We start from the raw sequence: 25,162 nt of genomic DNA, 5'->3' as shown, positions 1-25,162 counted from the left end.
CTCAATCGAATCCCAGCAGTTCAAAGATCTCGCGGTCAGGCAGCGGGGCGGGGGTCGATCCCTTGCCCTGAACCGAGCGCCAGAGCGTGTCGGCCAGCTTCATGTATTCGGCCCGCGCCATCACCACGTCTTCGGCGTCGTCCATCTCGAACAGGGTCTTTTTCTTCAGGCGCGACCGGCGGATGGCGTCGATGTCGGGCATATGGGCCAGCCGGTTGAAGCCGACACGGGCACAATAGCGGTCCACCTCGTCGGTCTCGCGCGACCGGTTGGCGACGCAACCCGCAAGCTGCACCTTGTAATTGCTGGATTTTGCCTGCACCGCCGCGATGATCCGGTTCATCGCATAGATGCTGTCAAAATCATTGGCGGTGATGATCACCGCGCGGTCGGCGTGCTGCAAGGGGGCCGCAAAGCCACCGCACACCACATCGCCCAGCACGTCAAAGATCACCACATCGGTGTCTTCCAGCAGATGGTGCTGCTTGAGCAGTTTCACCGTCTGCCCGACGACATAGCCGCCGCAGCCGGTGCCGGCAGGCGGGCCGCCGGCCTCCACGCATTTCACGCCGTTGAAACCGACGGCGACATAATCTTCGGGCCGCAATTCCTCGGCATGGAAATCGACTTCCTTGAGGATGTCGATCACCGTCGATTGCAGCCGCCCGGTCAGGGTGAAAGTGCTGTCATGCTTGGGGTCGCAGCCGATCTGCAGCACCCGTTTGCCCATCATGGAAAACGCGGCCGACAGGTTCGAACTGGTGGTCGATTTCCCGATCCCGCCCTTGCCATAGACCGAGAACACCTTGGCCCCCTCGATCTTCACATCGCTGTCCTGATGCACCTGCACCGACCCGTCGCCATCAAGGCCTTTCAGGTTTGGGATCTCATCACGTGGGCTCATTGTGCCCTCCTTTCCAGAGGCGGGCGCGCCCCNGTGCCCTCCTTTCCAGAGGCGGGCGCGCCCCTTTCATCTGTTCACAAATATCCCGGGGTCCGGGGCAGAGCCCCGGTCCGAAAGCGAAATCAAGGAACCACATCGTCATTCTGCCGCGATCCCTTCCAAACGGTCTTCCATCTCATCCGCAGCACGTTGAAGTGCTGCCAATGTCTCGGCATCTGGCTGCCAGTAGTTGCGGTCGGATGCTTCCAGCAGGCGCTGCGCCATCTTGTTGCTGGCTTCGGGGTTCAGGTTTGCCAGACGCTTGCGCATCACCTCGTCGAGCACAAAGGTTTCCGACAGGCGCTGATAGACCCAAGGGTCGACATGGCCGGTGGTGGCCGACCAGCCAAAGGTGTTCGATACTTGTGCCTCGATCTGGCGCACGCCCTCGGCCCCGTGCTTCAACAGCCCCTCATAGAACTTGGGGTTCAGGCTGCGCGAGCGGGTTTCCAGCGCGATCTGGTCTTTCAGCGTGCGCACCGTGCCAGCCCCACGGGTCTGATCGCCGATGAACACCGGGGTCTCTTGCCCGCCGCGCGCGCGCTTTACCGCGCGGGCGATGCCGCCCAGCGTGTCGAAATAATGGTCCACCGTGGTGACGCCCAGTTCGACCGATTCCAGGTTCTGATAGGCCAGATCGACATCCTTCAGCGCCTTTTGCAGCAGCTGGCCGTTCTGCATGGGTTTGCCCGACCGGCCATAGGCGAATGATTTGCGCGACTCGTAGGCATCGGCCAACTCGTCCTCGGCCCCGAAGGCCGACGACCCGACCAGCACATTGACGTTCGACCCATAGGCACCCTCGGCGTTTGAGAACACCCGCAGCGCCGCCACATCCATCTCGACGCCCATCTCGGCGGCATAGGTCAGCGCATGGGCGCGGACGAAGTTCTGCGACACTGGCTCGTCGGCGGTGGCGGCCTTCCACGCCGCCTCGGCCAGCATCCGGGTCTGCAAAGGCAGCAGATCGCGGAAGATGCCCGACAGCGTCATCACCACGTCAATGCGCGGGCGGCCCAGTTCGGCCAGCGGGATCAGATCGGCCCCGCACAACCGGCCATAATGGTCAAAGCGCGGGCGCGCGCCCATCAGGGCCAGCGCTTGCGCAATCGGCCCGCCATCGGATTTGATGTTGTCGCTGCCCCACAGCACCAGCGCCACCGTGCGTGGCAACTTGTCGGCGGCGGCGAGCAGGCGGCCGGCCTGTGCCGCACCGTCCTGCATCGCGAAAGCGGTTGGCATGCGGAACGGGTCGAAGGCATGGATGTTGCGGCCCGTGGGCAGGATCTCCGGCGCGCGGATCAGATCGCCGCCCGGCACCGGGCTGATGAAGCGGCCAGACAGCGCGCGCAGCAGGGCGGGGATCTCATGCTCTTCACACAGCAGGCGCTCGGCCTCTGCCTTGTCGGCGGTATCGGGCATCAGGTCCAGCATGGCGGCGCGGTTTGCGTCGCTCATCTTGCGGCCCAGCACGTGGAAGCCATCGGTGATCAGCGCGCCTTCGGTCTCCAGCAGCTTGATCCACAGCGTGTCCAGATCGCTGGCGTCCAGATCGACGGCAAGCGCCTGCACCAGCAAGAGATCAATCAGCTCCAGCCGCTCCGGCGCATCCATCGGCAGGGCGCGCAGGCGGGTCAGCGTGTCCTTGACGTCCGCCAAGCCCTTGTAGAGTCCCGATTGCGCCAAAGGCGGCGTCAGGTGGGTGATGGTGATCGCGTTCGACCGGCGCTTGGCCAGCGTCGCCTCGGACGGGTTGTTGGCGGCATACAGATAGATGTTGGGCAGGTTGCCGATCAGCCGGTCGGGCCAGCAGGTTTCCGACATGCCCGCCTGCTTGCCCGGCATGAATTCCAGAGCGCCATGCATCCCGAAATGCAGCAGTACATCTGCCCGGAAATCTTCGCGCATCCAGCGGTAGAAGGTGGTGAAGGCATGCGTGGGCGCAAAGCCCTTTTCAAACAGCAGGCGCATCGGGTCGCCTTCATAGCCAAACACCGGCTGCAGGCCCACGAAGACATTGCCCATCTCGCGGCCCAGCACGAAGACACCGCGCCCGTCGGTCTGGATCCGGCCGGGGGCAGGGCCCCAGGCCGCCTCGACATCGCGCAGCCAGCGGGTTTTGGCGACCACCTCGGCGGCGGGCACGATGGCGGCGACATTGGCAGGCTGGCCATACATCCGGGCCGATCCGCCCAGCACCGCCTCGCGCAGATCATCCAAGCTCTCGGGCGGGTCGACGCGGTAGCCGGCGGCCTTCATGGCGTGCAGCGTGTTGTGCAGCGATTCAAACACCGACAGATAGGCTGCAGTGCCCGCAGCCCCGGCGTTGGGCGGAAAGCCGTACAGCACGATGGCCACCTTGCGGTTTGCCACATCCGACCGGCGCAGGTGGGCCAGACGTGCGACCTTGTCGGACAAAGCCTCGATCCGCTCAAAGCAGGGGGCCATGGCGCGGGTGGTCAGCGCCTCGGCGCTTTGCGGCTGGCAATTCTTGCCGCAGCCCTTGCAGCCATCGGCGTCGTGGCGGCCGGCAAAGACGGTGGGGTTGGTCGCCCCGTCAATCTCGGGCAAGGCGATCAGCATGGTGGTTTCCACCGGCCCAAGGCCGCCACCCGACGCGCCCCATTGTCCCAGCGTCTGAAACTCCAGCGGGTGGGCCGCGATATAGGGCACATCCAGCGCCGCAAGGGCCGTCACAGCCGCAGGGCTGTCGTTATAGGCCGGGCCGCCCACAAGGCTGAACCCGGTCAGCGACACCAGCGCATCGACCTTTGCCCCAGCAGGCCCTTTGAAGAACATGTCTATCGCCGGACGGCCATCAAGCCCACCGGCAAAGGCTGGCAACACGGCGATGCCCTTGGCCTCGAAGGCGCGGATCACGGCGTCATAATGCGCGGTATCGCCGGCAAGGATGTAGCTGCGCAGCATCAGCATGCCGATGGTGGCCACGGCCCCTTCGGGCCGGGGCATCAGGCTGGCATCGGTGGTGATGCGACTGGCAAGATCGGGGTGGTAGAGGCCCACATCCGCATAATCGATCGGGGCCGCCGCCTTGATCCGCGCCCAGTCGCGCTTGCCCGAATAGCGGCTGACCAGAAAGCGCACCATGGCTTCCAGATTGTCATCCGACCCACCCAGCCAGTATTGCATCGACAAGAACCAGGCCCGCAGATCCTGCGCCTTGCCGGGAAAATACTTCAATATCTTCGGCAGACGCCGCAGCATCGCCATCTGCTTCTGGCCCGACCCGGACGACGGGGCCTTGGTGCCGCGCAGTTTTTTGAGCAGCGCCATCGGGCCCGAGGCCTCGACACTCATGTCCAGATCGCCCATTTTCGTCAGCTTGACGACCGCCGGGTCGGCAATCACGCCGACAAAGCCATCGCAGCGCGCGCGGGCAGCCTGCAATTCGGGCAGGATGGCGGTGATGTGCTCCTCGATGAACAACAGGTTCGCCACGACGAAATTGGCGCTGTTCACCGCCGCCTTGGCCGCCGCCAGTGCGGCCGGATTTTCCGCCCATTCGGCGGCCGCATGAACCGAAACCTCGATCCCGGGAAAGTCATGTGCCAGCCGTGGCGCGATGCGTGCCGCAGGACCTGCCGCATGGGCATCCAGCGTCACGATCACGAAACGGTAAACCCCGGCGTCAGCGGACGCAGTCATTCCCGGCGATGGAGAGCGGTCATCGCGCATAATGGGCCTTTGCCTCGTACAGTGTTTCGACAGAAATTTCGGCCACGCCCTTTTCGCGGGCATAGCCTTCGGTGTTGCGCTTGGCCTTGCCGCGCACAAAGAACGGGATCTTCTTCAACTCGCGCTCGGCAGCCGCCAGCCAGACCGGCTCACCCAAAAGCGGCGCGGTTGCTTCTGGCTTCATCTGTTCGGAAATATCCCGGGGGGCGGCGAAGCCGGGGGGCAGAGCCCCCCCAGCCACACTGGCCAGGGGTGCCTCGTCGGGCACCTCGCGCAGGTCGGCCTTGCCACCATGATGGCTTGGGCCGGCATCGGAGTGAAATTCGAAATCCTCGCGGAACATGGTCAGCAGATGTTCTTCCAGACCCATCACCAACGGATGGATCCAGGTGTCAAAGATCACATTCGCGCCCTCGAACCCCATCTGGGGCGAGTAGCGCGCGGGGAAGTCCTGCACATGAACCGGCGAGGAAATCACCGCGCACGGAATACCAAGGCGCTTGCCGATGTGGCGCTCCTGCTGGGTGCCGAGGATCAGTTCGGGGGCAGCTGCGGCGATGGCATCCTCGACCTCAAGGTAATCATCGGTGATCAGCGCCTCCAGCCCGTAGGCCTTGGCGGCGGCGCGCATGGGGCGGGCAAATTCGCGGTTGTAGCAACCCATGCCGACCACCTCGAACCCGATTTCGGTCGCGGCGATGCGGGCGGCGGCGATGACATGGGTTGCATCGCCGAACAGGAAAACGCGCTTGCCGGTGAGGTAGGTGCTGTCCACGCTTGCCGACCACCACGGCAGGCGCAGGGCGGATTCGTCGACCTTTGGCGACAGGCCGGTGAGGCTTGCTACTTCATGCAGGAAATCGCGGGTGGCACCAACGCCCAAGGGGACCACCTTGGTATAAGGCTGTCCGCAGGTTTTCTCCAGACAGCGGGCCGCGCCTTCGCCGGTTTCGGGGTAGAGCAGCACGTTGAAATGCGCCTGACCCATGCGGACGATGTCGGCGGGGGTGGACCCCAAAGGGGCGGCCACATTGACGGTGATGCCCATCAGGCCCAGCAGTTTGGTGACCTCGGCCACGTCATCGCGGTGGCGAAAGCCAAGGGCGGTGGCACCAAGGATGTTGCAGGTGATGGAGTCGGTCCGTGGCATCGGCTTTGACAGCGCGCGGCACAGCTGATGAAACGTCTCGTCCGCGCCGAAGTTTTCCTTGCGCTGGTAGCTGGGCAGGTCCAGCGGGATGACCGGGCAAGGCAGGTCAAGTGCCCCTGCCAGACCGCCCGGATCATCCTGGATCAGCTCTGCGGTGCAGCTTGCCCCCACGATCATCGCCTGCGGCTTGAAGCGGGCATAAGCGTCGCGCGCGGCATCCTTGAACAGGTTGGCGGTATCGGCCCCCAGATCGCGGGCCTGAAAGGTGGTATAGGTGACCGGCGGGCGATGGTTGCGCCGTTCGATCATCGTGAACAGCAGGTCAGCATAGGTGTCGCCCTGCGGCGCGTGCAGCACATAGTGCAGGCCGGTCATGCCGGTGGCGACGCGCATGGCCCCCACATGGGGCGGGCCTTCATAGGTCCACAAGGTGAGCTTCATGCCGCAACCCCCTTTGACAAAAGCGCTTTGCGGCGCAGGGGGCGGCTGAACAGGGCGGCGAGATCGCCCGCCTGTTCGTAGAAATGCACTGGGGTAAACACCAGCTCGATGGCCCATTTGGTGGTATGGCCCTGTGCCTCCAGCGGGTTGGCAAGGCCAAGGCCGCAGACGGTAAGGTCGGGCGCCGCTGCGTGCTGGCGGTCAAGTTGGCGGTCGACATCCTGACCCTCGCTGATCACCGGGCCTTCGGGCAGCAGGTCTAGGTCGGGGCCGGTGATGGCGGCGTGCAGGAAGGGGGTGCCAACCTCCAGCGGGGTCATGCCGCATTCGCGGGCCAGAAAGCGGGCGAGCGGGATTTCCAGCTGGCTGTCGGGGAAGAAGAACACCGACTTGCCGTTCAGCGTTGCCGCATGCGCCGCGACGGCCTTCGCCGCGCGGGCACGGGGGGCGGCGGTGACGGCGTCGAAATGGTCGCGGCTGATGCCGAATTCCTGTGCCACGGCCCAGAGCCAGAGCGTGGTGCCTTCCTCGCCAAAGGGGAAGGCGGCGGGCAGGTGCCGCGCCCCGCGCCGGATCAGGGCGGCATGGGTGTCGCCGAGAAAAGGCTGCACCAGCGCAAAGACGGTTTCGGGGCCAACAGCGGGCAGATCGGCAGCGCGGCGGGCGGGCAGCATGCGCACCGGGCCGATGCCCAGTTGCGCCAGAAGCGACAGGCACTGGTCTTCGACCACATCGGGCAGGGCACCAACCACCAGCAGTTCGCGCGCCGTGGTGCTGGCAAGGGTGGGCACCATGGCGGCAAGGCAGGCGTCTTCGCCTTGGGTAAAGGTCGTCTCGATGCCAGAACCGGAATAGTTGTAGACCCGCACATGCGGGGCGTGCAGCCCCGACAGCCGTTCTGCCGCGCGGGCCAGATCCAGCTTGATCACTTCCGACGGGCAAGAGCCCACAAGGAACAGCTGCTTGATATCGGGGCGGCGGGTAAGCAGGCGGGCGACTTCACGGTCAAGCTCGGTATTGGCATCGGCGAGGCCCGCCAGATCCTTTTCCTCCAGGATCGCGGTGCCGAAACGGGGTTCGGCAAAGATCATTACCCCGGCCGCCGATTGCAGCAGATGGGCGCAGGTGCGCGATCCGACCACCAGAAAGAACGCATCCTGCATCTTGCGGTGCAGCCAGATGATTCCGGTCAACCCGCAGAACACCTCGCGCTGGCCGCGCTCCTTGAGCACGGGGGTGTCGCGGCAGCCGCGGTTCGGGGCGAGGGCGGGGGAATCAAGGCTCATGCGGCCACTCCTTTGGTCGGGGCGGCGGCCACACCGGCATCAAGCCGGGCCATCCGCAGTTTCCACAGGAACTGACCGGCGTTCACGACGTAAGTCGCGTAGGCCGCCAGAGCGACGGTCATCTGGGCTGCTGGCGACAACGCGCCGGTGATCAGCCCGTACAGATAGAAGGTGTGCAGCGCGATCACGACAAAGCTGATCACGTCTTCCCAGAAGAAGGCGGGCGCAAAGAGATACTGGCCAAAGACCACCTTTTCCCAGATCGCGCCGGTCACCATGATGCCATAGAGAAGCGCGGTCTTGATCAGGATCGACACGGTGGCAGCGGTATAGCCGTCGCCTGTCCAGACAAAGCGCAACACCAGCACCAGCGACACCGCGAAGGCCAGAAACTGGACCGGTGCCAGAATACCCTGCACCAGCGTCCACCGCGTCGCGTCGCGACGGGCCCGCTCGGCCGGGGTGTAAAGCTGCTTGCGCGGTGAATGTGTTGGCTTTGGCTGCATGTGCCGCGGCCCCTCCCTTTGGTCTTTTCCTGCTTACAGGTTAGACTTGGGGGCGAAAGTGTCAACATAAACTTACACACGGGGCGCAGCTTATATCAGGGCCACCTGAGCGCGGAAAACAGGAAATATTCCGATTAGTGTCATGTAATTTCAGGATTAAAAGGCAGATGCGGTGGGGTGATCCAAAATGCTACAGTTGAAAAGTGTCAATTTGATTTGACAACTCTTTCCTCATTTGGGAGAGTCGACACAATGGCGCCTGCATGCCCGGACTGCATTTGCGGTTTTGCTGTTGACGCGCGACCTTCAAGGTGGTCTCGGAGTTCGGCATGCAGGATGGCAACTTTTCAGTGGATGGGCTGCGCGGTTTGAACGGAGCGGGCATTTCGCAATTTGCGGCGGATGTGATGGCACGGGTGGCGTCGCGTGAGGATTTACCCCGCGCTGCGCTGAAAGAGCCGTTGCTGGCGGCGATGATGGCAGCGCTCCGGTCGCCGGATCTGGCGGCGCTGGGCAGATTGCGGCCCGATTTCAGGCGGTTGCGGGTCAGCAATGACCTGCTGGCCGATCACTACATTCCCGAACTGGCCCGCAGGCTGGGCCGGGAATGGGAGGATGACACGGCCACGTTTTCGCAGGTGAGCATCGGGTGCTCGCGGTTGCAGGTGTTGCTGCACGAGGTCGGCAAGGGCTGGTCTGCGGATGGCACCGATGCCCCGGAGGCTGCGACGGTTCTGCTGATCGTGCCGGGGAACGAGCAGCACATGCTGGGGGCGCTGGCGGTGGCGGGTTGGCTGCGGCGCAAGGGGATTTCAGTCTGCCTGCGGATTGCGCCGACAGAGACGGAACTTGCGACAATTCTGGCCCAACGGCGATTTGATGCGGCAATGATTTCAGTTGCCTGCGACGAAATGCTTGAAATTTGTACTGGCTTGGTGAAAACGCTCAAGCAAGAGACTTCTGCTAGACTGCGCATCGCCTTGGGAGGGGCGGTTCTGGAACGCGGGGGGAACGTTGCGGTTGTATCACAGGTGGATATCGTCACGAACGATCTGTCAAAAGCGGTTGAAGTGCTGGGTCTGACCTGCCGACGACCTGCGATGACAGTGATAACATAAAGCGCCCGGCTTTGTCAGGCGCAGCAAAAGAACGGATAGTCTGGTGACAACGGATGGACGGCACCTTTTGAGCAGTGGAAAGCTGCCGCTGATTGCGCCGGAGGTGTTGGGCGAAATCATTGCCTCTGCCAGTGACCTTGCCCTGCTGATCTCCCCCACACATAGGGTTGTCTCGGTGCTGGTCAACCCCGCGCATGGCATTCAGGCGCGGGTGGCAGACTGGGAAGGCGCCAGCCTGCAAAGCATTCTGGCCGGCGAAAGCTGGCGCAAGCTGGAAGCGCGGCTGGCCGATCTGGGCAGCCGGCGCGTCCCCCCGGTGATCGAGCTGAACCATGCCGACCGGACCGCCTGGGAATTTCCGGTGCGTTACAGCCTGCATCGCATCGGGTCGGACGATTCGGTGCTGATGGTCGGCCGCGATCTGCGCCCCATTGCCGAAGTGCAGCAGCAGCTGATCTCGGCGCAACTGGCGCTGGAACGTGACTACGAAGCGCAGCGTGAGGCGGACACTCGCTACCGCGTACTGATGGAGGTCGGGCGCGACCCGATTGTCATCGTCTCGATGTCGACCGGGCGGATCACCGACCTGAACCCGGCGGCGGCGGTTTTGCTGGGCGGCAGCCGGGCCGAGATGGTTGGCGCGGCCATCGCGCAAGAGTTTGAAGGCCGCAGGCGTGGCGAGTTTCTGGAAAGCATGGCCAATCTTGCGGTGGCCGAAAGCGGTGGCCCGATCGAGCTGTCGGCCCGCCGGTCGCAAAAGCGGCTGCTGGTCACCCCGACCATGTTCCGCGCCGCCGGGGAGCGGCTTTTGATGTGCCAGATCGACCTGGCCGATTCTGTAACGCCGCAGGGCGATGATCTGACCGACAATCTGGCGCATATGTATCAGGATGGCGTGGACGGGATCGTGTTTACCGATGCCGAAGGTCTGATCGTTTCCGCCAATGAGGCGTTTCTCAACCTGACCGACAGTGCGAACACCGCCGCGGTCCGTGGCCGGTCTCTGGCCGATTATCTGGTGCGCGGCGCGGTGGACCTGCGGGTGCTGATGGACAATGTCAAACGTACCGGGCAGCTGCGTCTTTATGCGACCAGGCTGACCACCGATTTTTCCGGGCAGACGGCGGTGGAATTGTCCGCCAGCTGGCTGAACGACCGTCCCAATCCGGTGCTGGCGCTGGTGGTGCGTGATGTCAGCCGGGCCGACTCGTTGCGCCGACCCTCGGGCGTGCCCAATGAAGAGGGGATGCGCAACGTGATGGATCTGGTGGGATCTTCCACGCTCAAGGATATCGTGGCCGAAACCACCGATGTGATCGAAAAGATGTGCATCGAAACCGCCTTGGAACTGACCCGCAACAACCGCGTGGCGGCGGCGGATATGCTCAGCCTGTCGCGGCAATCGCTGTATGTGAAGCTGCGCAAATACGGGCTGATCAACAAGGACGGCGACTGATCGCTGCCCTTGGCTGACGGGATTGCAATCGCCGGGCCGCGCGCCCGGCTTTCATCTTGGCAAAATGCTCTTTGAGGGGTCGGGACAAAGCGCCCCGGGGGTGCCGTGGGGGCCTAATTTGCCCCCGCCAGAGCGTGACAGCAGAATCTGTCAGGATTAATTTACACTATTTGCCCGGCAACCCCTTGCCCGACTCTCAATTGTAAGGTGTAGTTGACAGATGACTGTCAGTATCGCCTCACACCCCCGCACGACCCCACAGCCCCGCGCCATGCTGGAGTTGATCAAACCGATCACCTGGTTTCCGCCGATCTGGGCCTATCTGTGCGGCGCTGTGTCATCGGGCGTGGCGCTGACCGGCAACTGGGGAATCGTGATCCTTGGCATGGTGCTGGCGGGGCCGATTGTCTGCGGCATGAGCCAGGCCGCGAATGACTGGTGCGACCGCCATGTCGATGCGGTGAATGAGCCGAACCGCCCAATCCCGTCAGGCCGGATACCGGGCCGCTGGGGGCTGTATATCGCGCTGGCAATGACGGTGCTGAGCCTTGCCATTGGCTGGCTGCTGGGGCCATGGGGCTTTGGCGCGACCGTGGTGGGGGTGATTGCCGCTTGGGCCTATTCGGCGGAACCGGTGCGCCTTAAGCGCTCGGGCTGGTGGGGGCCGGGGCTGGTGGGGCTGTCCTATGAAGGGCTGCCGTGGTTCACCGGGGCGGCGGTGCTGCTGTCGGCGGCCCCGCGGTTCGAAGTGGTGATCATTGCCCTCCTGTATGCGCTCGGCGCGCACGGCATCATGACGCTGAATGATTTCAAGGCGCTGGAAGGCGACCGCCAGCATGGCGTGCGCTCGCTTCCGGTGGTGCTGGGGCCAGAGGTTGCGGCCCGGATCGCCTGCACCACGATGGCCATGGCGCAGGCCGTGGTGATCGCACTGCTGTTCCTCTGGAGTGCGCCCTACCACGCGATGGCGGTGATCGTGCTGCTGCTGGCGCAGATTCTGGCCATGCGGCGGTTGTTCCGCGACCCCAAGAAATATGCGCCCTGGTACAACGGCACGGGGATCGTGTTCTACGTCTCTGGCATGATGATCGCGGCCTTTGCCCTGCGTAACCTGGGGGTTGCGGGATGAAGCTCAACTGGGTCCAGATCGCCCGCCTTGGTCTGGTGCAGATGTGCCTTGGCGCGGTGGTGGTACTGACCACCAGCACGCTGAACCGGCTGATGGTGGTTGAACTGGCCTTGCCTGCGCTGGTGCCCGGGCTGCTGGTGGCGCTGCACTATGGCATCCAGATCACCCGGCCCAACTGGGGCTTCCGGTCCGACACGCGCGGCAACCGGACGATGTTCATCATTCTGGGCATGGCGGCGCTGTCGGCGGGGGCGTTTCTAGCGGCGCTTGGGGTGGTGATCATTCCGGCGCAGCCGCAGGCGGGGCTGGCACTGTCGGTCGCGGCCTATGCGCTGATCGGGGTGGGGGTCGGGGCGTCAGGCACCTCGCTTCTGGCGCTGCTGGCAACGGCCACCGCGCCGCACCGGCGCGCGGCGGCGGCGACGATCACCTGGCTGATGATGATTTTTGGCATTGCCGTCACGGCAGGCACTGTCGGCCATTTCCTGAACCCCTATACGCCCACGCTGCTGCTGGAAATCGTCGGGATCGTCACCCTTGGTGCCGTATTGCTGACCATTCTTGCGGTCTGGGGCATTGAATCGCGGGTGATTGCGGAACGCGAGGCCGATCCGGCCCCGTTCCGGCAGGGCCTCGCGCAGATCTGGGCCGAGCCGCAGTCGCGGGCCTTCACGCTGTTCGTCTTCCTGTCGATGAGCGCCTATTTCATGCAGGAGTTGATCCTTGAACCCTATGCCGGCTTGGTGTTCGGCTTTGACGTGGGCCAGAGCACTCAGCTGTCGGGTGCGCAGAATGGCGGGGTTTTCCTTGGCATGCTGGCAGTGGGCATCGCCGCCACGGGCCTGCGCGTCGGCAGCCTGCGGCAGTGGGTGGTTGCGGGCTGTATCGGATCGGCCGGGGCGTTGTGCGTGATTGCGGGGCTGGGGCAACTGGGCCTTGCGCTTCTGGTGCCCGCCGTGATCACGCTTGGCTTTTTCAACGGCATGTTTGCGGTGGCCGCCATCGGGTCGATGATGGCGCTCGCCGGTCAGGGGCGCGGCGCGCGCGAAGGCACGCGCATGGGCTTGTGGGGCGCGGCACAAGCGCTTGCCGCCGGGTTCGGTGGCCTGCTCGGGGCCGCAGGAGTTGACCTGCTGCGCCTGTGGCTGCCTGCACCCTCTGCCTTTGGCCTCGTCTTCGTTGCCGAAGCCGTCCTGTTTCTCATTGCCGCGCTGATCGCGCTTCGTGTGATCGGTGCCACCCGGGGTGGCCGCGATCCGCACCCTTCCGCCTTTGCCATTCCGGGAGAATGACCATGCAATATGATGTTTTCGTTGTGGGTGGCGGGCCATCGGGGGCGACCGCCGCCGAGGATCTGGCACGCGCGGGCTATCGTGTCGCGATGCTGGACCGGGCAGGGCGGATCAAGCCTTGTGGCGGGGCCATCCCGCCACGCGCGATCCGCGATTTCGACATTCCCGATGCGATGATCGTGGCCAAGATCAACACCGCCCGCATGATCAGCCCCACGGGCCGCGCGGTCGATATCCATATCGAGGGCGGCTATGTCGGCATGGTCGACCGTGAGGAGTTCGACGAATTCCTGCGCGACCGCGCCGCGATGAACGGGGCCGACCGGCTGACCGGCACCTTCCTGCGCATTGAGCGTGATACCGCCGGCACCCATGTGATCTGGCGCGACAAGGCCTCGGGGGCCGAGCGGCGCAGCCGCACGCGTCTGGTGATCGGGGCCGATGGCGCGCGCTCTGCTGTCGCGCGGGCCGAGGTGCCGGGCGGCGACAAGATTCCTTACGTCATCGCTTACCACGAAATCCTCAAGGCCCCCGAAGGCGGCCTTGCCGCCAATGCCGACTACGACCCAAAACGCTGCGACGTGATCTATGACGGCAAGATCAGCCCCGATTTCTATGGCTGGGTCTTTCCGCATGGCAAGCACGTGAGCGTCGGCATGGGCACCGAGGTGGATGGCGTCGATCTGAAGGTCGCCACCGCCGCCTTGCGCGCTATGTCTGGGTTGACAGGGTGCGAAACGGTGCGCAAGGAAGGCGCGCCGATCCCGCTCAAACCGCTGGACCGCTGGGACAATGGCCGCGACGTGGTGCTGGCGGGCGATGCGGCGGGGGTTGTTGCGCCCTCATCGGGCGAAGGCATCTTCTACGCTATGGCCGGGGGCCGCGTGGCCGCCACGGCGGCGCAGGCGGCGCTGATGTCGGGGCGGGCCAAGGATCTGAAACTGGCGCGCAAGATGTTCATGCGTGAACATGGCACGGTGTTCCGCGTCTTGCGCTCGATGCAGGATGCCTATTACCGCAGCGACGACCGGCGTGAGCGGTTTGTCAGCCTGTGCCATGACATTGATGTTCAAAAGCTGACGTTCGAGGCCTATATGAACAAATCTCTGGTGAAGGCGCGCCCGATGGCGCACATCAAGATCGGAATAAAGAACATGGCGCATCTGTTGGGATTGGTATCGCCGAAGTGGTCATGAACGCACAAACCGAAGAGCTGATCCCGGCCTGGGTGGATGGGGCGCTTGCCCCCGTGGGCAAGCTGGAGGTGCATCAGCGCGGGCTGCGGCACAAGGCGGTGTCGGTGTTTGTGATCGAAGCAGGTCGCGTGCTGATCCAGCGCCGCGCCCTGTCGAAATACCATACACCGGGGCTTTGGGCCAACACCTGCTGCACCCATCCGCGCTGGAACGAAGACCCCGCCACCTGCGCCGTGCGCCGGTTGCGTGAAGAACTGGGCATCACCGGCCTGTTCCCGGCCTTTGCCGACCGGGTGGAATACCGCGCTGACGTGGGCGGCGGGCTGACCGAACACGAGCTGGTTGACATTTTCGTGGCTGACGCCGGACCGTCGATGACCGTCGCCCCCAACCCGGACGAGGTGATGGAAACCCGCTGGGTCGACCTTTACGATCTGTCGGCCGAGGTGCTGCGCTCCCCCGCAAAATTCACCCCCTGGCTGAAAATCTACATGACCGAGCACATGGCGCGCATCTTCGGTGCCACGGTTGGCGTCGGTCGCTGACCGCTCCCAGCGCCCGATCCGAGATCAGAGCCGCGCGGCCAGCCAGGGCAACAGCGCTTCCGCCACCCGATCCGCCGCTTCTTCATGCACCAGATGGCCGAAACCGGTGATTTCGGCATAGGTGGCGTTGGGCATGTGCTGCACCGCGTCGCGCGAGACCTTTGGCGGCACGGCATTGTCGCGGTCTGATGCGATCAGCAGCACGGGTTCCGCGAGGGATGGCAGCCGCGCCATCAACCCCTCCAGCCGCCATTGCGACATCATGCCCAGCGTGCCGTTCACATGGGCAGAATCGCGCACCAAGGTCAGGTATTGCGCCTGACCCGCCGCATCCAGCGGCGATCCGGTGCCGGACAGCAGTTTGCTCACGCTGGCCGCATTGCCCCAAAGCCGCGCCACCGCCGAGCCGACAAAGGGGGCGGCGGCCAAGGCGCGGGCCATCAGCGGGAACATAACGCCTGCGGCTCCGTCAAAGGTGCCAAGGGCTGCGTTGATGCCGACAATGGCCTTGAGCGGGGTCAGGTCGGCCATGCGCAAGGCAATTGCCGCCCCTGCCGAATGACCGATTGCCGCCTGCGGGGCAAAGCCTGCGGTCACGCATAGGCGGGTCAGGTCCTCGGCCATTGCGTCCAGCCCCAAGCGGCGCATGCCACCGGCGCGGGTACAGCCCTGACCGGGCAGATCCGGCACGATCACCCGGTAATTGTCCGAAAGATACGGGATCAGCGCGCGAAAACTGTGGCCAGACCCGCCCGCGCCATGCAGGAGCAAAACGACCGGCCCGTCGCGTGGCCCGGTATCAATCACCCACCAGTCATGCGGGCTGAGGCGGATATGGCGTGCTGCCGCGCGATACGGCCAGTCGGCGGGCAGGCGGGCGCTGTCCATGGCGTCAGTCCCCCAGCGCCGCAGAAAGCACGCCCGACAGCCGCCGCGCATCGGCGCGGGGCAGGGCGAGGTAGGGGGCATCCATCGCCCGCGCCATCGCCGCAAGGCCGGGTTGCGGGCGATTGGCGGTATCAATCACGATCGACGGCATCCCTGTGGCGCGGATCGCGCGGGCCAGCCGTGTCGCATCTTCCTCGGCCAGTGCACGGTTGGCGCTGCCATCCAGCGCGATATTGCCGCGCCCGTCGGTTAGCAGCGCAATCGTCGGGGTCAGCCCGTGGGCGCGGGCCTGCGTGGCGGTGGCCAGTGCGAGGCGCATGCCCGCGGCAAGGGGCGTGCCGCCGCCACCGGGCAGGCCGGCAAGGCGGCGCTTGGTCTGCACCAGGCTGCGGGTGGGGGGCAGGATCACTTCGGCTGTGGTGCCGCGAAACGCCACCAGCGCCACATGGTCGCGCCGCGCATAGGCGGCGGCCAGCAGCAATTCCACCGCGCCCTTGGCCTCGGCCAGACGGGCGAAGGCTGATGAGCCGGAGGCATCGACGGCAAAGATCAGCACCCGGTCGGATGTCTCAACGAAGCGCTTGATGCGGATGTCAGAGGTGCGGACCAACAGAACGGCATCTGACTGGGCAGCCTTCCGCCTCAGCGGTTGCCACGGGGCAGCCGCGCGCAAGGTGGCCACCAGATCGATCCGCGCGCCAGACCCCAGCCTGCCGGGGCGTGAGGGCAGGGGACGACCGCGCCGGTTGCCGCCGCGCTCTGCCCCGGTGCCGCTGGCCCCTTTGGCGGCACGCGCGGCGCGGCCTGCGGCCAGTTGCGCCAAAAGGTCAGCGGGCAGGGCGGCGCGGGCGGCCTCAATCAGCATGTCCTCGGGGATCGACTGGCTTTGGCTTTCAGACTCCGACGGCGCATCGTCGCCGGGATCGGGGGGGGGCGGTTCGGCCTCGTCTTGCGGAGCAGACTCGGGCAGGGGCAGGGCCCGGTGGCCGTAGATCAGCTCTGCCGCCTGCCGCAGGTCCGCGTCTTCCACGACCTCGCGGCCCCACAGCGCCGCATGGGCGCGGGCGGCGGCCAGCGCCAGCAGCGGCGCGCGCAGGGAACCGATCCCCAGTTCCGCCGCCGCGCGGGTGAGTGCGGCAGCGGCATCGGCGGGCAGGGTCACCATAGCCAACAGACTGCGGGCGCGCGACAGGGCATCGGCGTCCATCACGATCTCATCGGTCTCGGACCATGCGATGCCATCGAGATCCAGAAACAGACCCAAGCGGTCCGTCAGGGCAGACGGCAGGCCCTCGCCATCCTCCGCCGCCTCATCCAGCGCAATCAGGCAGTGGCGCGGCCCGTCCAGCGCCTGGGCCAGCCGTGCCGACAGGCCCGGCGGCACCCGTTCGGCCATGGTCAGCACCAAAGCGGCAGGCTGGCTCAGCACCCCCGGCGTGGTGATCTGCCGACCCGTCGCAAGCGTGGCCGACAGGTCCAGCCCGCCATAAAGCGCGTCATCGGCAATGCCGGGATGCAGCCGCACCAGCGGCAAGGGCAGCGCACTCAGCGCCGCCGTCACCCGGTCGCGCACGGCGGAACTGCGCGCGCGCAGCCACAGCCCCTTGAGCCCTTGAGGGTCAACGGCCAGCAGCTGCAGGGCAAGGGTGATCCGGGTCCAGTCCATGATCGCCCTACGGCAGAACCTCTTCCACCATGCGCGCGACCCGCACGCCTGATCCCGCCTCATCCAGCGGGTCGCGGCGCAGGCGGTGCGACAGGGCCATGGCGGCAACCGCCTTCAGGTGGCTGCGGGTCACGGTGTCCGCCCCGTCAAACGCCGCCTGTGCCCTTGCGGCGCGCAGCAGCGTCAACTCGCCCCGCAACCCGTCAGAGCCAAGTGCAATACAAAGTGACGCACAGTCATGCAGCACAATATTGGGCGTCTTCATCGCGGCCAGCGTCACACGCGCGGCCAGAATGCGGTCGCGCAAAGCGGCATCCGCTGCCTGCCAACCGGGCATGAAGGCGTCATAGCCGGTCTCGTAGGCATCGCGGCGCAGGATCACCTCTACCCGGGTTTCCACGTCACGCGGGCTGGTCACCTCGACCGACAGGCCGAAACGGTCCAGAAGCTGCGGGCGCAGCTCGCCCTCTTCGGGGTTGCCGGAGCCGACCAGCACAAAGCGCGCGGCGTGGCGGATCGACAGGCCTTCGCGTTCCACCACATTCTCGCCCGATTGTGCCACATCCAGCAGCAGATCGACAATATGGTCCTCCAGCAGGTTGACCTCGTCGATATACAGGTATCCCCGGTTGGCGCGGGCCAGCAGCCCCGGTTCAAACGCCTTTTCGCCACGCGTGAGCGCACGTTCGATATCCAGCGCGCCGACCACGCGGTCCTCTGTCACCCCCAGCGGCAGATCGACCACCGGCGTGGGCTTGCGGATGATCTGGGTGCCGGTCACCTGCGCCCAGTCGGGGCATTGGTCGGGGCGGGCAGAGTTGACGGGGCAGCCTTCGACCGCCTCGATCTCCGGCAGCAACGCCGCCAAAGCACGGACAGCGGTGGATTTTCCGGTGCCCCGGTCACCGAACACCAGCACGCCGCCGATGGCCGGGTCGATGGCGGTCAGCACCATGGCCTGCTTCATCGCCTCTTGCCCGACGATGGCCGAGAACGGGAACGGCTGGCGCGCGGTGCTGCGTTTGGGCAGGGCGTGGATCTTTGGTGCGGTATCGGCGGGCATCAGGCAGCGTCCTTCTGTGTTCTGTACCGGGCCAGCGGATCGCCGCCTTCCCAGCTTCCCACCGTGCCCAACAGGGCAAAGCGGGCGTAAAGTTCTTCGGCAAACCAGTTGCCGTCGCGCACGGCGTCGATGGCGCGGCCATGCGGGCCGTTGCCGCGCGCAAACATTGCCATGCTGGCGGCATCTGGCCAAACCGAAAAGGTGACCTGATGCAACAGTGGCATCTCGCCGATGCCGATCTTGAAGATCACGTTCGGGTCGGCGCCGATGACGGCGGAAATATCGGGCACCCGGTTCCAGAAGCGCAGCGCGCGGGCGGGGCGGATGGTGGCGCGGGTCAGCGCGATGATCGGGCCGCTTGTCTGGGTGGGGGGTTGGCTTTGGCCGGTGGTGGCAAAGGGGTTCACCCCCGCCCACGCGCCGCGCGCCGAGGTGGGGTTCAAAAACAGGGTCCAGCTTTCCGCAGCCTTTGCGCGCCAACGGCTGTGGACGGCGCTGGTGGCCACCGCATCGCGCGCCGTCGCCTCATCCGGCCAGGTCGCCAGGATCGCCCAGACGCCCCAGTTGGGCCGGGGGGTAAAGCCTTGCCCGGTGCCCGATCCGCAAAGTTTCCAGAATGCAGCCCGCCGCTCTTGCGCCAGCCCGAACCGCGCCGCCCCCATCTGACCGATCACCCAAAGGCGCGGACCAAGACCGTCGAACCGGAACAGGCTGAGCGTGGCGACGGAAATGGATTGGTCCTCCAGAGTGGCAAGTGTAAACTTAGTCTGACATTTTTTGACTGCAAGGGGAAGCTGTAAGGTTGGCTTTTCGCAGGCAAAGCCTATTGTTGTAAATTGAACTAGACAGGTTATCATCCCGATATGCGCGATTCATCAAACACACCCGCCCCGCCGCCTGCTGCCGATCAGGCCATCGTTATCGGTGCGGGGCTTGGCGGTCTCGCCTCGGCCATGCGGCTTGGGGCAAAGGGGTACAGGGTCACGGTGCTCGACCGGTTGGACCGTGCAGGCGGGCGCGGGTCGTCGATCACCCAAGGCGGCCACCGATTCGACCTTGGGCCGACCATCGTGACGGTGCCGCAGGGCCTGCGCGATCTTTGGGCGGTGTGCGGGCGAGATTTCGATGCCGCTGTGGCGCTGAAACCGATGGACCCATTCTACGAGATTCGCTTTGCCGATGGCGAGACCTTTACCGCGCGGCAAGACGACGCTGCGATCAAGGCAGAGGTCGCGCGGATTTCCTCCTCCGACTCAAAGGGGTATGCGAAGTTCCTCAAGGATTCCGAGGCGCGCTATTGGTTTGGCTATGAAGACATGGGCCGCAAGCCGATGCACAAGCTGTGGCAAACGGCCAAGGCGATCCCGACCTTCATCCGCATGCGGGCAGACCGGTCGGTCTATGGTCATGCCGCGTCGCGGGTGAAGGATGAACACCTGCGCTTTGCGCTGTCCTTCCATCCGCTGTTCATTGGCGGTGACCCGTTCAACGTGACGTCAATGTATATCCTTGTCAGCCATCTGGAAAAGGCATTCGGCGTCCACTACGCCATGGGCGGGGTGCAGGCCATTGCCGACGCGATGGTTGGTGTCATCCAGTCGCAGGGCGGCGAGGTGGTGCAGGGGGCGGAAGTTGACGAGATCACCATCGCAGGTGGTCGCGCATCGGGCGTGCGGATGGTGTCAGGGGAGACATTGGCGGCTTCGGTGGTCGTGTCGAACGCCGATGCGGGCCACACCTATGACCGGCTGCTGCGCAACGCGCCCAAGAAGCGCTGGACGCCGGCCAAGCTGAAGCGCGCGCGCTGGTCGATGGGGCTTTATGTCTGGTATTTCGGAACCAAGGGCACCAGGGAGATGTGGAAGGACGTGGGCCACCACTCCATCGTCGTTGGGCCCCGTTACCGCGAGCATATCAAGGACATCTTCATCCGCGGCAAACTGGCCGATGACATGAGCCTCTATGTCCACCGTCCTTCAGTCACTGACCCAAGCTGCGCGCCAGCGGGGGATGACACCTTCTATGTCCTGTCGCCGGTGCCGCATCTGGGCCACGACAATGGCGTCGACTGGGCGGCAGAGGAAGAACCCTACCGCGCCAAGATGCTGAAAGTGCTGGAAGAGCGTCTGCTGCCGGGTGTGACCGACCGCATTACCGAAAGCGTCACCTTCACCCCCGAAACCTTCCGCGACCGGTATCTGTCGCCCTTTGGGGCCGGGTTCTCGATCGAGCCGCGCATCCTGCAATCGGCCTGGTTCCGCCCGCACAATGTGAGCGAGGAACTGCCGGGCCTGTATCTGGCGGGGGCGGGCACGCATCCCGGCGCGGGCATGCCCGGCGTGATCGGCACGGCAGAGGTGCTGGGCAAGCTGGTGCCCGACCCCTTGGTGCGGCATGAGTCACCGGCGCAATATGCGCTGCGGATGGCCGCAGAATGATCGCGCCCGCAGACATGGCGGCCTGCCGCGCCGCGATCCGTACCGGGTCTTTGTCGTTTCACGCGGCATCCCGCGTGCTGCCCGCACGGGTGCGCGACCCGGCCTTGGCACTGTACGCCTTCTGCCGGGTGGCGGATGACGAGGTGGATGAGGGCACCGACAAGGCGGGGGCAGTCCTGCGGCTGCGCGACCGGCTGGATCTGGTGTATCAGGGCCGTCCGCGCGACGGCTTTGCCGACCGGGCCTTTGCATCGGTGGTCGAGGAATTCGACATGCCCCGCGTGTTGCCCGAGGCGTTGCTGGAAGGCCTTGCCTGGGATGCGATGGGGCGGCGCTATGACACGCTGTCGGGTGTTCTTGACTATTCCGCCCGGGTTGCGGCGGCGGTTGGCGCGATGATGTGCGTGCTGATGCGGGTACGCGAGGCCGATGCGCTGGCACGGGCCTGCGATCTGGGGCTGGCGATGCAGCTGACCAATATCAGCCGCGATGTTGGCGAGGATGCGCGGGCGGGGCGGGTGTTTCTGCCGCTGGACTGGCTGGAAGAAGAGGGCGTCGATCTGCAGCCGTTTCTGGCCGACCCCGCCGCCTGCAACGGCGTGCGCCGGGTGACGGCGCGGCTTTTGCGTGAGGCGGACCGGCTGTATCAGCGGTCCGAGGCCGGGGTGGCGGCGCTGCCGCTGGCCTGCCGTCCGGGGATCTTTGCTGCGCGGCATATCTATGCCGGGATCGGCACACAGGTGGCGCGGGCGGGGCATGATTCTGTGACGCAGCGGGCGCGCACCGGCAAGGGGCAAAAGCTGGGCTGGCTGATGCTGGCCGGCTTTCGCGCCGCCGCCTCGCCGCTGTTGCCGCGTGCGGCGGTGCTGCATGCCAAACCTGCGCCGGAGGTGGCCTTTCTGGTCGATGCCGCCGCCCGCAAGGCCGGCGCGCGGGGCCGGTCGGACGCGCTGTTCGAGGTGCTGAACCAGCTGGAGGCCCGCTCGCGCGGCATTGCCTGAAAAGGGGGCTGCGGCTGCCCACGATGTTCCCCTGTGTTGCAGCCTGTGGTTTCACTTGAAACCAACGGTTTGGCATGGCGAATTCATCCCGTATTCTACACGTCGCACAACCGGTCGGTCTTTTTGGCAGCTCCAACACCGTATCAGAGGGACCGATAACGCGCTTGCGCGAAGGCGCTTTGGGCGCGCAGAGCAGGTGAGCCGAGCGGGGCGCGGCACCCGTCTTGCGTGTGGCCCCCACCCGCTTTGGCTTGCGCTTTGGCCGATCCGGGTTAGATAGAGGGCACATCACCTTAGGGGCTCCACCATGGATTTCGCGCTGTTTTTCACCTTTCTGGCCGCCTGTGGTGCTGCGGCAGCGACCGGGGCGATGTTCCAGCCCGGCGACTGGTACAAGGGTCTGTCAAAGCCGTGGTGGACCCCGAAGGACTGGATGTTCCCGGTGGCCTGGACGATCCTGTATATCTGCATCGCGGTGGCGGCGATGCGGGTGGCGATGCAGGCCGGGTTTGATCCGCTGGTGGGGCAGGGGCTGGCGCTCTGGGCGGTGCAGATCGCGCTGAACACGCTGTGGACCCCGGTGTTTTTCGGGCTGCGGCGGATTCGGGCCGGGTTGGTGGTGCTGGGCCTGTTGTGGCTGGCGGTCGCGGCGACTCTGCTGGTGTTCTGGCGGATCGACCCGCTGGCAGGCTGGCTGTTCGCGCCCTATTTGCTGTGGGTCACGATTGCCGGGGCGCTGAACGCTTCGGTCTGGCTGCGCAATCCGGGCGTGGCGGCGGGCTGATCGCCCTTACCCTGTTGCCATCATCTGTCCTGACATAGCCTCGGGGCGGGCCGATAGCCTTGGGGGGCGGACAGCCGCCGGCAATGGCCACAGGGAACAGGTGGCTGTGGCTCAGTCTGTGAACGTCCATCCCGCGCGGCGTGGCACGCGCACCGCCAGCATGGGTTTCAGCAGCGGCTGGCGGAAGCGGCGCAGGTCAAGCGCCTCGTGCACGCCGGTGGTTGCCTCGCCGTTGATGCGGGTTTCCACAAGGCTGCGGCTGTAGAACGGCGCATCCAGCATGTTCAGGCGCTGGCGTGGCATCGTGCCCGCATCGGCCCGGGTTTCGCGTTTCACCTGCCACAGGCTGCGGGCAAAGCGGGTGCGGGGCGGGGCTGTGGTCTCGCGCACTTCCCCCGCGCTGTCGATCTCCACCGCCAGATCCAGCGTGGTGCCGTCGCGGCGGGTGGCATCATAGATGCACAGGGCGCGGTCCTGCATTGGATAGCGGCCCCAGGTCCAGAAATCGAAATCCTGTTCCAGCGCGCGTGTCCCGAAATTGGCGTCGAAATAGCCGTGGCCTTCCCATTGGTGGCCTTGGGTCAGGTTCACCGCGATATGGCAGGTGGGCGCAAAGGGGCGCCAGATGTGGGCGGCGTCAGGGGTCAGCATGACCTCCATGCCCGTCACCGCCTGCGGGGTCAGGATGATCTGGCCACGCACCGGGGTCACCATGGGCGGCGCGCCCCATTCATTGATGTCGATGATTAGCTGGGTGCCGGTCCAGTGCAGGCGGCTTGGCCCGACCTCGAACGTGTCGGCGCTGCGGCGGAGCGCTGGGCGGCCCCGATCAGTCATGGTGAACCGGCTGCCAGGGCCATAGGTGGCCACGTTGATGCAGCAGTGGTTTTCCGGGTCGCGGCGGCCAGACCAGCCGTACCACGGAGAAAACACCGAGCCTATGAAGGCGATGACCGAGACGGCGCGGGTGCCGTCAAGGCTGACCCCGTCGATGTACCACCAGGCATAGCCATTGGCATCGACCTCGACCCGGAAATCCGGTCCTGCCTGATCGCTTCGGCCGCGTGCCGCGCGGAGAGGGCTGCCATCGGCACCCCCGCTCCCGGATGCGCCCCGCCCCCCGCCAGCACCAGCCCCGGCAGGCGGGTCTGCGCTGTCGGGCGCTGGAACGCCGCCAGCAGCCCCTCGGGCGAGCGGCCGTAGATCGCGCCCTGTGACGCCGGATACATCTGCGCCAGATGGCTGGGCGTGGTCAGGGCCGTGGCGTCCGGGTCGGGCGAGAAGGTCAGGCCGAAGGACCGGAGCCGGGGAAAGGTGCGCTGGCGGCATCGGGGTTCCTCATCTGGGGTGGGGGCAAGGTTGGGGGGCGCGTTCAGGATGATCTCGAACCGCTCTGGCCCCGGGGGGGCGGTGGGGGTGCGATCCTGCGCGCAGACGTAAAGCGTGGGCTGCTCGGCAGGCTGGCCGCGCCCGATAGGGCCGAATTCGGCCTTCGGGTCATCGGTGAAAAAGACGTTGTGATGGGTGAGGTCGGCACCTTGCGGCGTGGCGGCAAAGGCCCAGACCTGGGCTGACAGGCTGCGGGGGGTGGTCTTTGCCGTGGCAATCGCGGTCTGGGCGGCGGGCCCCAGCAGACCATCGGTCAGGGCGGCAGGGTCGCCGTTGAAGATGCAATACCGGCAGCGCAGGGTGTGGCCGCCTTCAACCTCGACCGCAGTGACGCGGCCCTGTTGGGTGACGATGCGGCGGGCGCGGGTGGCATACTGGAACCGGACGCCCATGGCGGTCGCCAGCCTTGCGAGGGCGGCGGCCAAGCTGTGCATTCCGCCCTCCACCGCCCAGACGCCTTGCGCCTCGGCCCGCCAGATCAGCGCGAGCACGCCCGGCGCATGGCGGGGCCTGCCGCCGACATAGGTGGCATAGCGGGCAAACAGCTGGATCAGGCGCGGGTCGCGGAAGTGCAGCCGCAGCAGGCGTTCGAGCGAGATGCCGGGCAGCAGCGCGGGCCAGATCCGGGGTCGGGCAGCGGCTGCCTTGGCGATCTGCATCAGGTTCGGTCTGGCCGCCCGCATCACGGGGGCGTCGAAGGCCGCCAACAGGTCTTGCGCCATGCGGTCAAAGCGGGCGAAGGCCGCCGCCTCACGCGGACCAGCGAAGGCGTGGATCGCGTCGATGTTCGCCTCGGTCTCGGGGAACAGATCCAGCGTCGGGCTGCCCTGCCACCAGTGCCGCGCAAGGATGGGCTGCGGGATCAGGCGTATGTGGTCGTCAAGGCTCTGGCCCGCCAATGCAAACAGGTCGTCGAATTCGCCGCGCATGGTCAGCACCGTGGGGCCGGTATCAACCGGACCAGCGGGTGAGGCAATGGCGCGGGCCTTGCCGCCGGGGGTGTCGGCTGATTCGATGACGGTAACCGCCAGCCCCATCGCGGCGAGTCGGATCGCAGCGGCAAGGCCGCCCATGCCCGCGCCGATCACGATGGCGGTGTCGTTGTCAAGAGGGGCATGCTGTTTGGCCATAGGGCTATTCTGGCTGGACGGGGGCCATTGTCCATAGGGAATTAC

The 25,162-nt window shown here is 65.7% G+C and carries 20 protein-coding genes; 9 read left to right on the top strand and 11 right to left on the bottom strand.

What is annotated here, in order from left to right; all coding sequences use genetic code 11:
- Position 1: 1 nt before the first annotated feature.
- The 5 genes from bchL to bchF all read right to left on the bottom strand — a co-directional run bounded on the left by bchL (position 2) and on the right by bchF (position 8,022).
- Complete coding sequence (gene bchL / locus EEB11_RS11590) at positions 2-904, bottom strand: ferredoxin:protochlorophyllide reductase (ATP-dependent) iron-sulfur ATP-binding protein (RefSeq protein WP_135431488.1); 903 nt, start codon at positions 902-904, stop codon at positions 2-4.
- Positions 905-1,042: 138 nt separating this feature from the next.
- Positions 1,043-4,609: a magnesium chelatase subunit H gene (locus tag EEB11_RS11585; protein WP_245298880.1), complete on the bottom strand. Its 3,567-nt coding sequence runs from the start codon at positions 4,607-4,609 to the stop codon at positions 1,043-1,045.
- 19 nt (positions 4,610-4,628) lie between these two features.
- Positions 4,629-6,230 (bottom strand): ferredoxin:protochlorophyllide reductase (ATP-dependent) subunit B, encoded by a 1,602-nt coding sequence (gene bchB / locus EEB11_RS11580; RefSeq protein WP_135431483.1) that lies wholly within the window; start codon positions 6,228-6,230, stop codon positions 4,629-4,631.
- Complete coding sequence (locus EEB11_RS11575) at positions 6,227-7,516, bottom strand: ferredoxin:protochlorophyllide reductase (ATP-dependent) subunit N (RefSeq protein ID WP_135431481.1); 1,290 nt, start codon at positions 7,514-7,516, stop codon at positions 6,227-6,229. Before EEB11_RS11575 ends, bchB begins: the two co-directional genes overlap by 4 nt.
- Complete coding sequence (gene bchF, locus EEB11_RS11570) at positions 7,513-8,022, bottom strand: 2-vinyl bacteriochlorophyllide hydratase (RefSeq protein WP_135431479.1); 510 nt, start codon at positions 8,020-8,022, stop codon at positions 7,513-7,515. The genes EEB11_RS11575 and bchF overlap by 4 nt, the downstream gene beginning before the upstream one ends.
- Before the next feature lie 329 nt (positions 8,023-8,351).
- Here bchF and EEB11_RS11565 point away from each other — a divergent pair, with 329 nt between their 5' ends.
- From EEB11_RS11565 to idi, 6 genes are all read left to right on the top strand, one after another.
- Positions 8,352-9,140: a cobalamin-dependent protein gene (locus EEB11_RS11565; protein WP_135431477.1), complete on the top strand. Its 789-nt coding sequence runs from the start codon at positions 8,352-8,354 to the stop codon at positions 9,138-9,140.
- 67 nt (positions 9,141-9,207) lie between these two features.
- Positions 9,208-10,596, top strand: coding sequence for a transcriptional regulator PpsR (gene ppsR, locus EEB11_RS11560; RefSeq protein WP_245298879.1), 1,389 nt, complete (start codon positions 9,208-9,210; stop codon positions 10,594-10,596).
- A gap of 220 nt (positions 10,597-10,816) precedes the next feature.
- Positions 10,817-11,725 carry a chlorophyll synthase ChlG gene (gene chlG, locus EEB11_RS11555; RefSeq protein WP_135431473.1) on the top strand — a complete coding sequence of 303 codons (909 nt, stop codon included), beginning with the start codon at positions 10,817-10,819 and terminating at the stop codon, positions 11,723-11,725.
- The gene (locus EEB11_RS11550) at positions 11,722-13,017 is read left to right on the top strand and encodes a BCD family MFS transporter (RefSeq protein WP_135431472.1); all 1,296 of its coding nucleotides are present in this window, start codon (positions 11,722-11,724) and stop codon (positions 13,015-13,017) included. Before chlG ends, EEB11_RS11550 begins: the two co-directional genes overlap by 4 nt.
- Positions 13,018-13,019: 2 nt before the next feature.
- Entirely contained in the window at positions 13,020-14,213 is a 1,194-nt protein-coding gene (locus EEB11_RS11545) for a geranylgeranyl diphosphate reductase (protein ID WP_135431470.1), read from the top strand.
- Positions 14,210-14,758 carry an isopentenyl-diphosphate Delta-isomerase gene (idi, locus tag EEB11_RS11540; protein WP_135431469.1) on the top strand — a complete coding sequence of 183 codons (549 nt, stop codon included), beginning with the start codon at positions 14,210-14,212 and terminating at the stop codon, positions 14,756-14,758. The genes EEB11_RS11545 and idi overlap by 4 nt, the downstream gene beginning before the upstream one ends.
- 24 nt (positions 14,759-14,782) lie before the next feature.
- Here idi and bchO read toward each other — a convergent pair whose 3' ends face one another.
- The 4 genes from bchO to crtA are packed head-to-tail and all read right to left on the bottom strand — an operon-like array spanning position 14,783 to position 19,106.
- On the bottom strand, positions 14,783-15,646 hold the full coding sequence (bchO, locus tag EEB11_RS11535; protein ID WP_135431468.1) for an alpha/beta fold hydrolase BchO: 864 nt from the start codon (positions 15,644-15,646) through the stop codon (positions 14,783-14,785).
- A gap of 4 nt (positions 15,647-15,650) precedes the next feature.
- Positions 15,651-17,312, bottom strand: coding sequence for a magnesium chelatase subunit D (locus EEB11_RS11530; protein WP_135431467.1), 1,662 nt, complete (start codon positions 17,310-17,312; stop codon positions 15,651-15,653).
- Positions 17,313-17,319: 7 nt separating this feature from the next.
- On the bottom strand, positions 17,320-18,375 hold the full coding sequence (gene bchI / locus EEB11_RS11525) for a magnesium chelatase ATPase subunit I (RefSeq protein ID WP_135431466.1): 1,056 nt from the start codon (positions 18,373-18,375) through the stop codon (positions 17,320-17,322).
- A complete protein-coding gene (gene crtA / locus EEB11_RS11520) occupies positions 18,375-19,106 on the bottom strand; it encodes a spheroidene monooxygenase (protein WP_135431779.1) in 732 nt (243 codons plus the stop codon). Before crtA ends, bchI begins: the two co-directional genes overlap by 1 nt.
- 132 nt (positions 19,107-19,238) lie before the next feature.
- Here crtA and EEB11_RS11515 point away from each other — a divergent pair, with 132 nt between their 5' ends.
- From EEB11_RS11515 to tspO, 3 genes are all read left to right on the top strand, one after another.
- Entirely contained in the window at positions 19,239-20,813 is a 1,575-nt protein-coding gene (locus tag EEB11_RS11515; RefSeq protein ID WP_135431465.1) for a phytoene desaturase, read from the top strand.
- Positions 20,810-21,814 carry a 15-cis-phytoene synthase gene (crtB, locus tag EEB11_RS11510; protein WP_135431464.1) on the top strand — a complete coding sequence of 335 codons (1,005 nt, stop codon included), beginning with the start codon at positions 20,810-20,812 and terminating at the stop codon, positions 21,812-21,814. The genes EEB11_RS11515 and crtB overlap by 4 nt, the downstream gene beginning before the upstream one ends.
- A gap of 307 nt (positions 21,815-22,121) precedes the next feature.
- Positions 22,122-22,598, top strand: a complete 477-nt coding sequence (gene tspO, locus EEB11_RS11505) for a tryptophan-rich sensory protein TspO (RefSeq protein WP_135431463.1) — start codon at positions 22,122-22,124, stop codon at positions 22,596-22,598.
- Positions 22,599-22,709: 111 nt separating this feature from the next.
- Here tspO and crtC read toward each other — a convergent pair whose 3' ends face one another.
- Positions 22,710-23,591 (bottom strand): carotenoid 1,2-hydratase, encoded by an 882-nt coding sequence (crtC, locus tag EEB11_RS11500; protein ID WP_135431777.1) that lies wholly within the window; start codon positions 23,589-23,591, stop codon positions 22,710-22,712.
- Positions 23,537-25,117 carry a 1-hydroxycarotenoid 3,4-desaturase CrtD gene (crtD, locus tag EEB11_RS11495; RefSeq protein ID WP_135431462.1) on the bottom strand — a complete coding sequence of 527 codons (1,581 nt, stop codon included), beginning with the start codon at positions 25,115-25,117 and terminating at the stop codon, positions 23,537-23,539. The genes crtC and crtD overlap by 55 nt, the downstream gene beginning before the upstream one ends.
- Positions 25,118-25,162: the final 45 nt, after the last annotated feature.

The sequence above is a fragment of the Pseudotabrizicola sediminis genome, assembly GCF_004745575.1.
In the GTDB taxonomy this organism is placed as follows: Bacteria; Pseudomonadota; Alphaproteobacteria; order Rhodobacterales; family Rhodobacteraceae; genus Pseudotabrizicola; species Pseudotabrizicola sediminis.
Note: the sequence above shows the minus strand (reverse complement) of the source record. Positions and strands in the feature narration are given on the sequence as shown.

Coding starts and splice junctions, on each gene's coding strand:
- chlG (WP_135431473.1), top strand. CDS start 10,817: ATGACTGTCAGTATCGCCTCACACCCCCGCACGACCCCACAGCCCCGC.
- EEB11_RS11515 (WP_135431465.1), top strand. CDS start 19,239: ATGCGCGATTCATCAAACACACCCGCCCCGCCGCCTGCTGCCGATCAG.
- EEB11_RS11575 (WP_135431481.1), bottom strand. CDS start 7,516: ATGAGCCTTGATTCCCCCGCCCTCGCCCCGAACCGCGGCTGCCGCGAC.
- EEB11_RS11550 (WP_135431472.1), top strand. CDS start 11,722: ATGAAGCTCAACTGGGTCCAGATCGCCCGCCTTGGTCTGGTGCAGATG.
- EEB11_RS11565 (WP_135431477.1), top strand. CDS start 8,352: ATGCAGGATGGCAACTTTTCAGTGGATGGGCTGCGCGGTTTGAACGGA.
- bchF (WP_135431479.1), bottom strand. CDS start 8,022: ATGCAGCCAAAGCCAACACATTCACCGCGCAAGCAGCTTTACACCCCG.
- EEB11_RS11530 (WP_135431467.1), bottom strand. CDS start 17,312: ATGGACTGGACCCGGATCACCCTTGCCCTGCAGCTGCTGGCCGTTGAC.
- idi (WP_135431469.1), top strand. CDS start 14,210: ATGAACGCACAAACCGAAGAGCTGATCCCGGCCTGGGTGGATGGGGCG.
- tspO (WP_135431463.1), top strand. CDS start 22,122: ATGGATTTCGCGCTGTTTTTCACCTTTCTGGCCGCCTGTGGTGCTGCG.
- bchL (WP_135431488.1), bottom strand. CDS start 904: ATGAGCCCACGTGATGAGATCCCAAACCTGAAAGGCCTTGATGGCGAC.
- crtD (WP_135431462.1), bottom strand. CDS start 25,117: ATGGCCAAACAGCATGCCCCTCTTGACAACGACACCGCCATCGTGATC.
- bchB (WP_135431483.1), bottom strand. CDS start 6,230: ATGAAGCTCACCTTGTGGACCTATGAAGGCCCGCCCCATGTGGGGGCC.
- bchO (WP_135431468.1), bottom strand. CDS start 15,646: ATGGACAGCGCCCGCCTGCCCGCCGACTGGCCGTATCGCGCGGCAGCA.
- bchI (WP_135431466.1), bottom strand. CDS start 18,375: ATGCCCGCCGATACCGCACCAAAGATCCACGCCCTGCCCAAACGCAGC.
- EEB11_RS11585 (WP_245298880.1), bottom strand. CDS start 4,609: ATGACTGCGTCCGCTGACGCCGGGGTTTACCGTTTCGTGATCGTGACG.
- EEB11_RS11545 (WP_135431470.1), top strand. CDS start 13,020: ATGCAATATGATGTTTTCGTTGTGGGTGGCGGGCCATCGGGGGCGACC.
- crtB (WP_135431464.1), top strand. CDS start 20,810: ATGATCGCGCCCGCAGACATGGCGGCCTGCCGCGCCGCGATCCGTACC.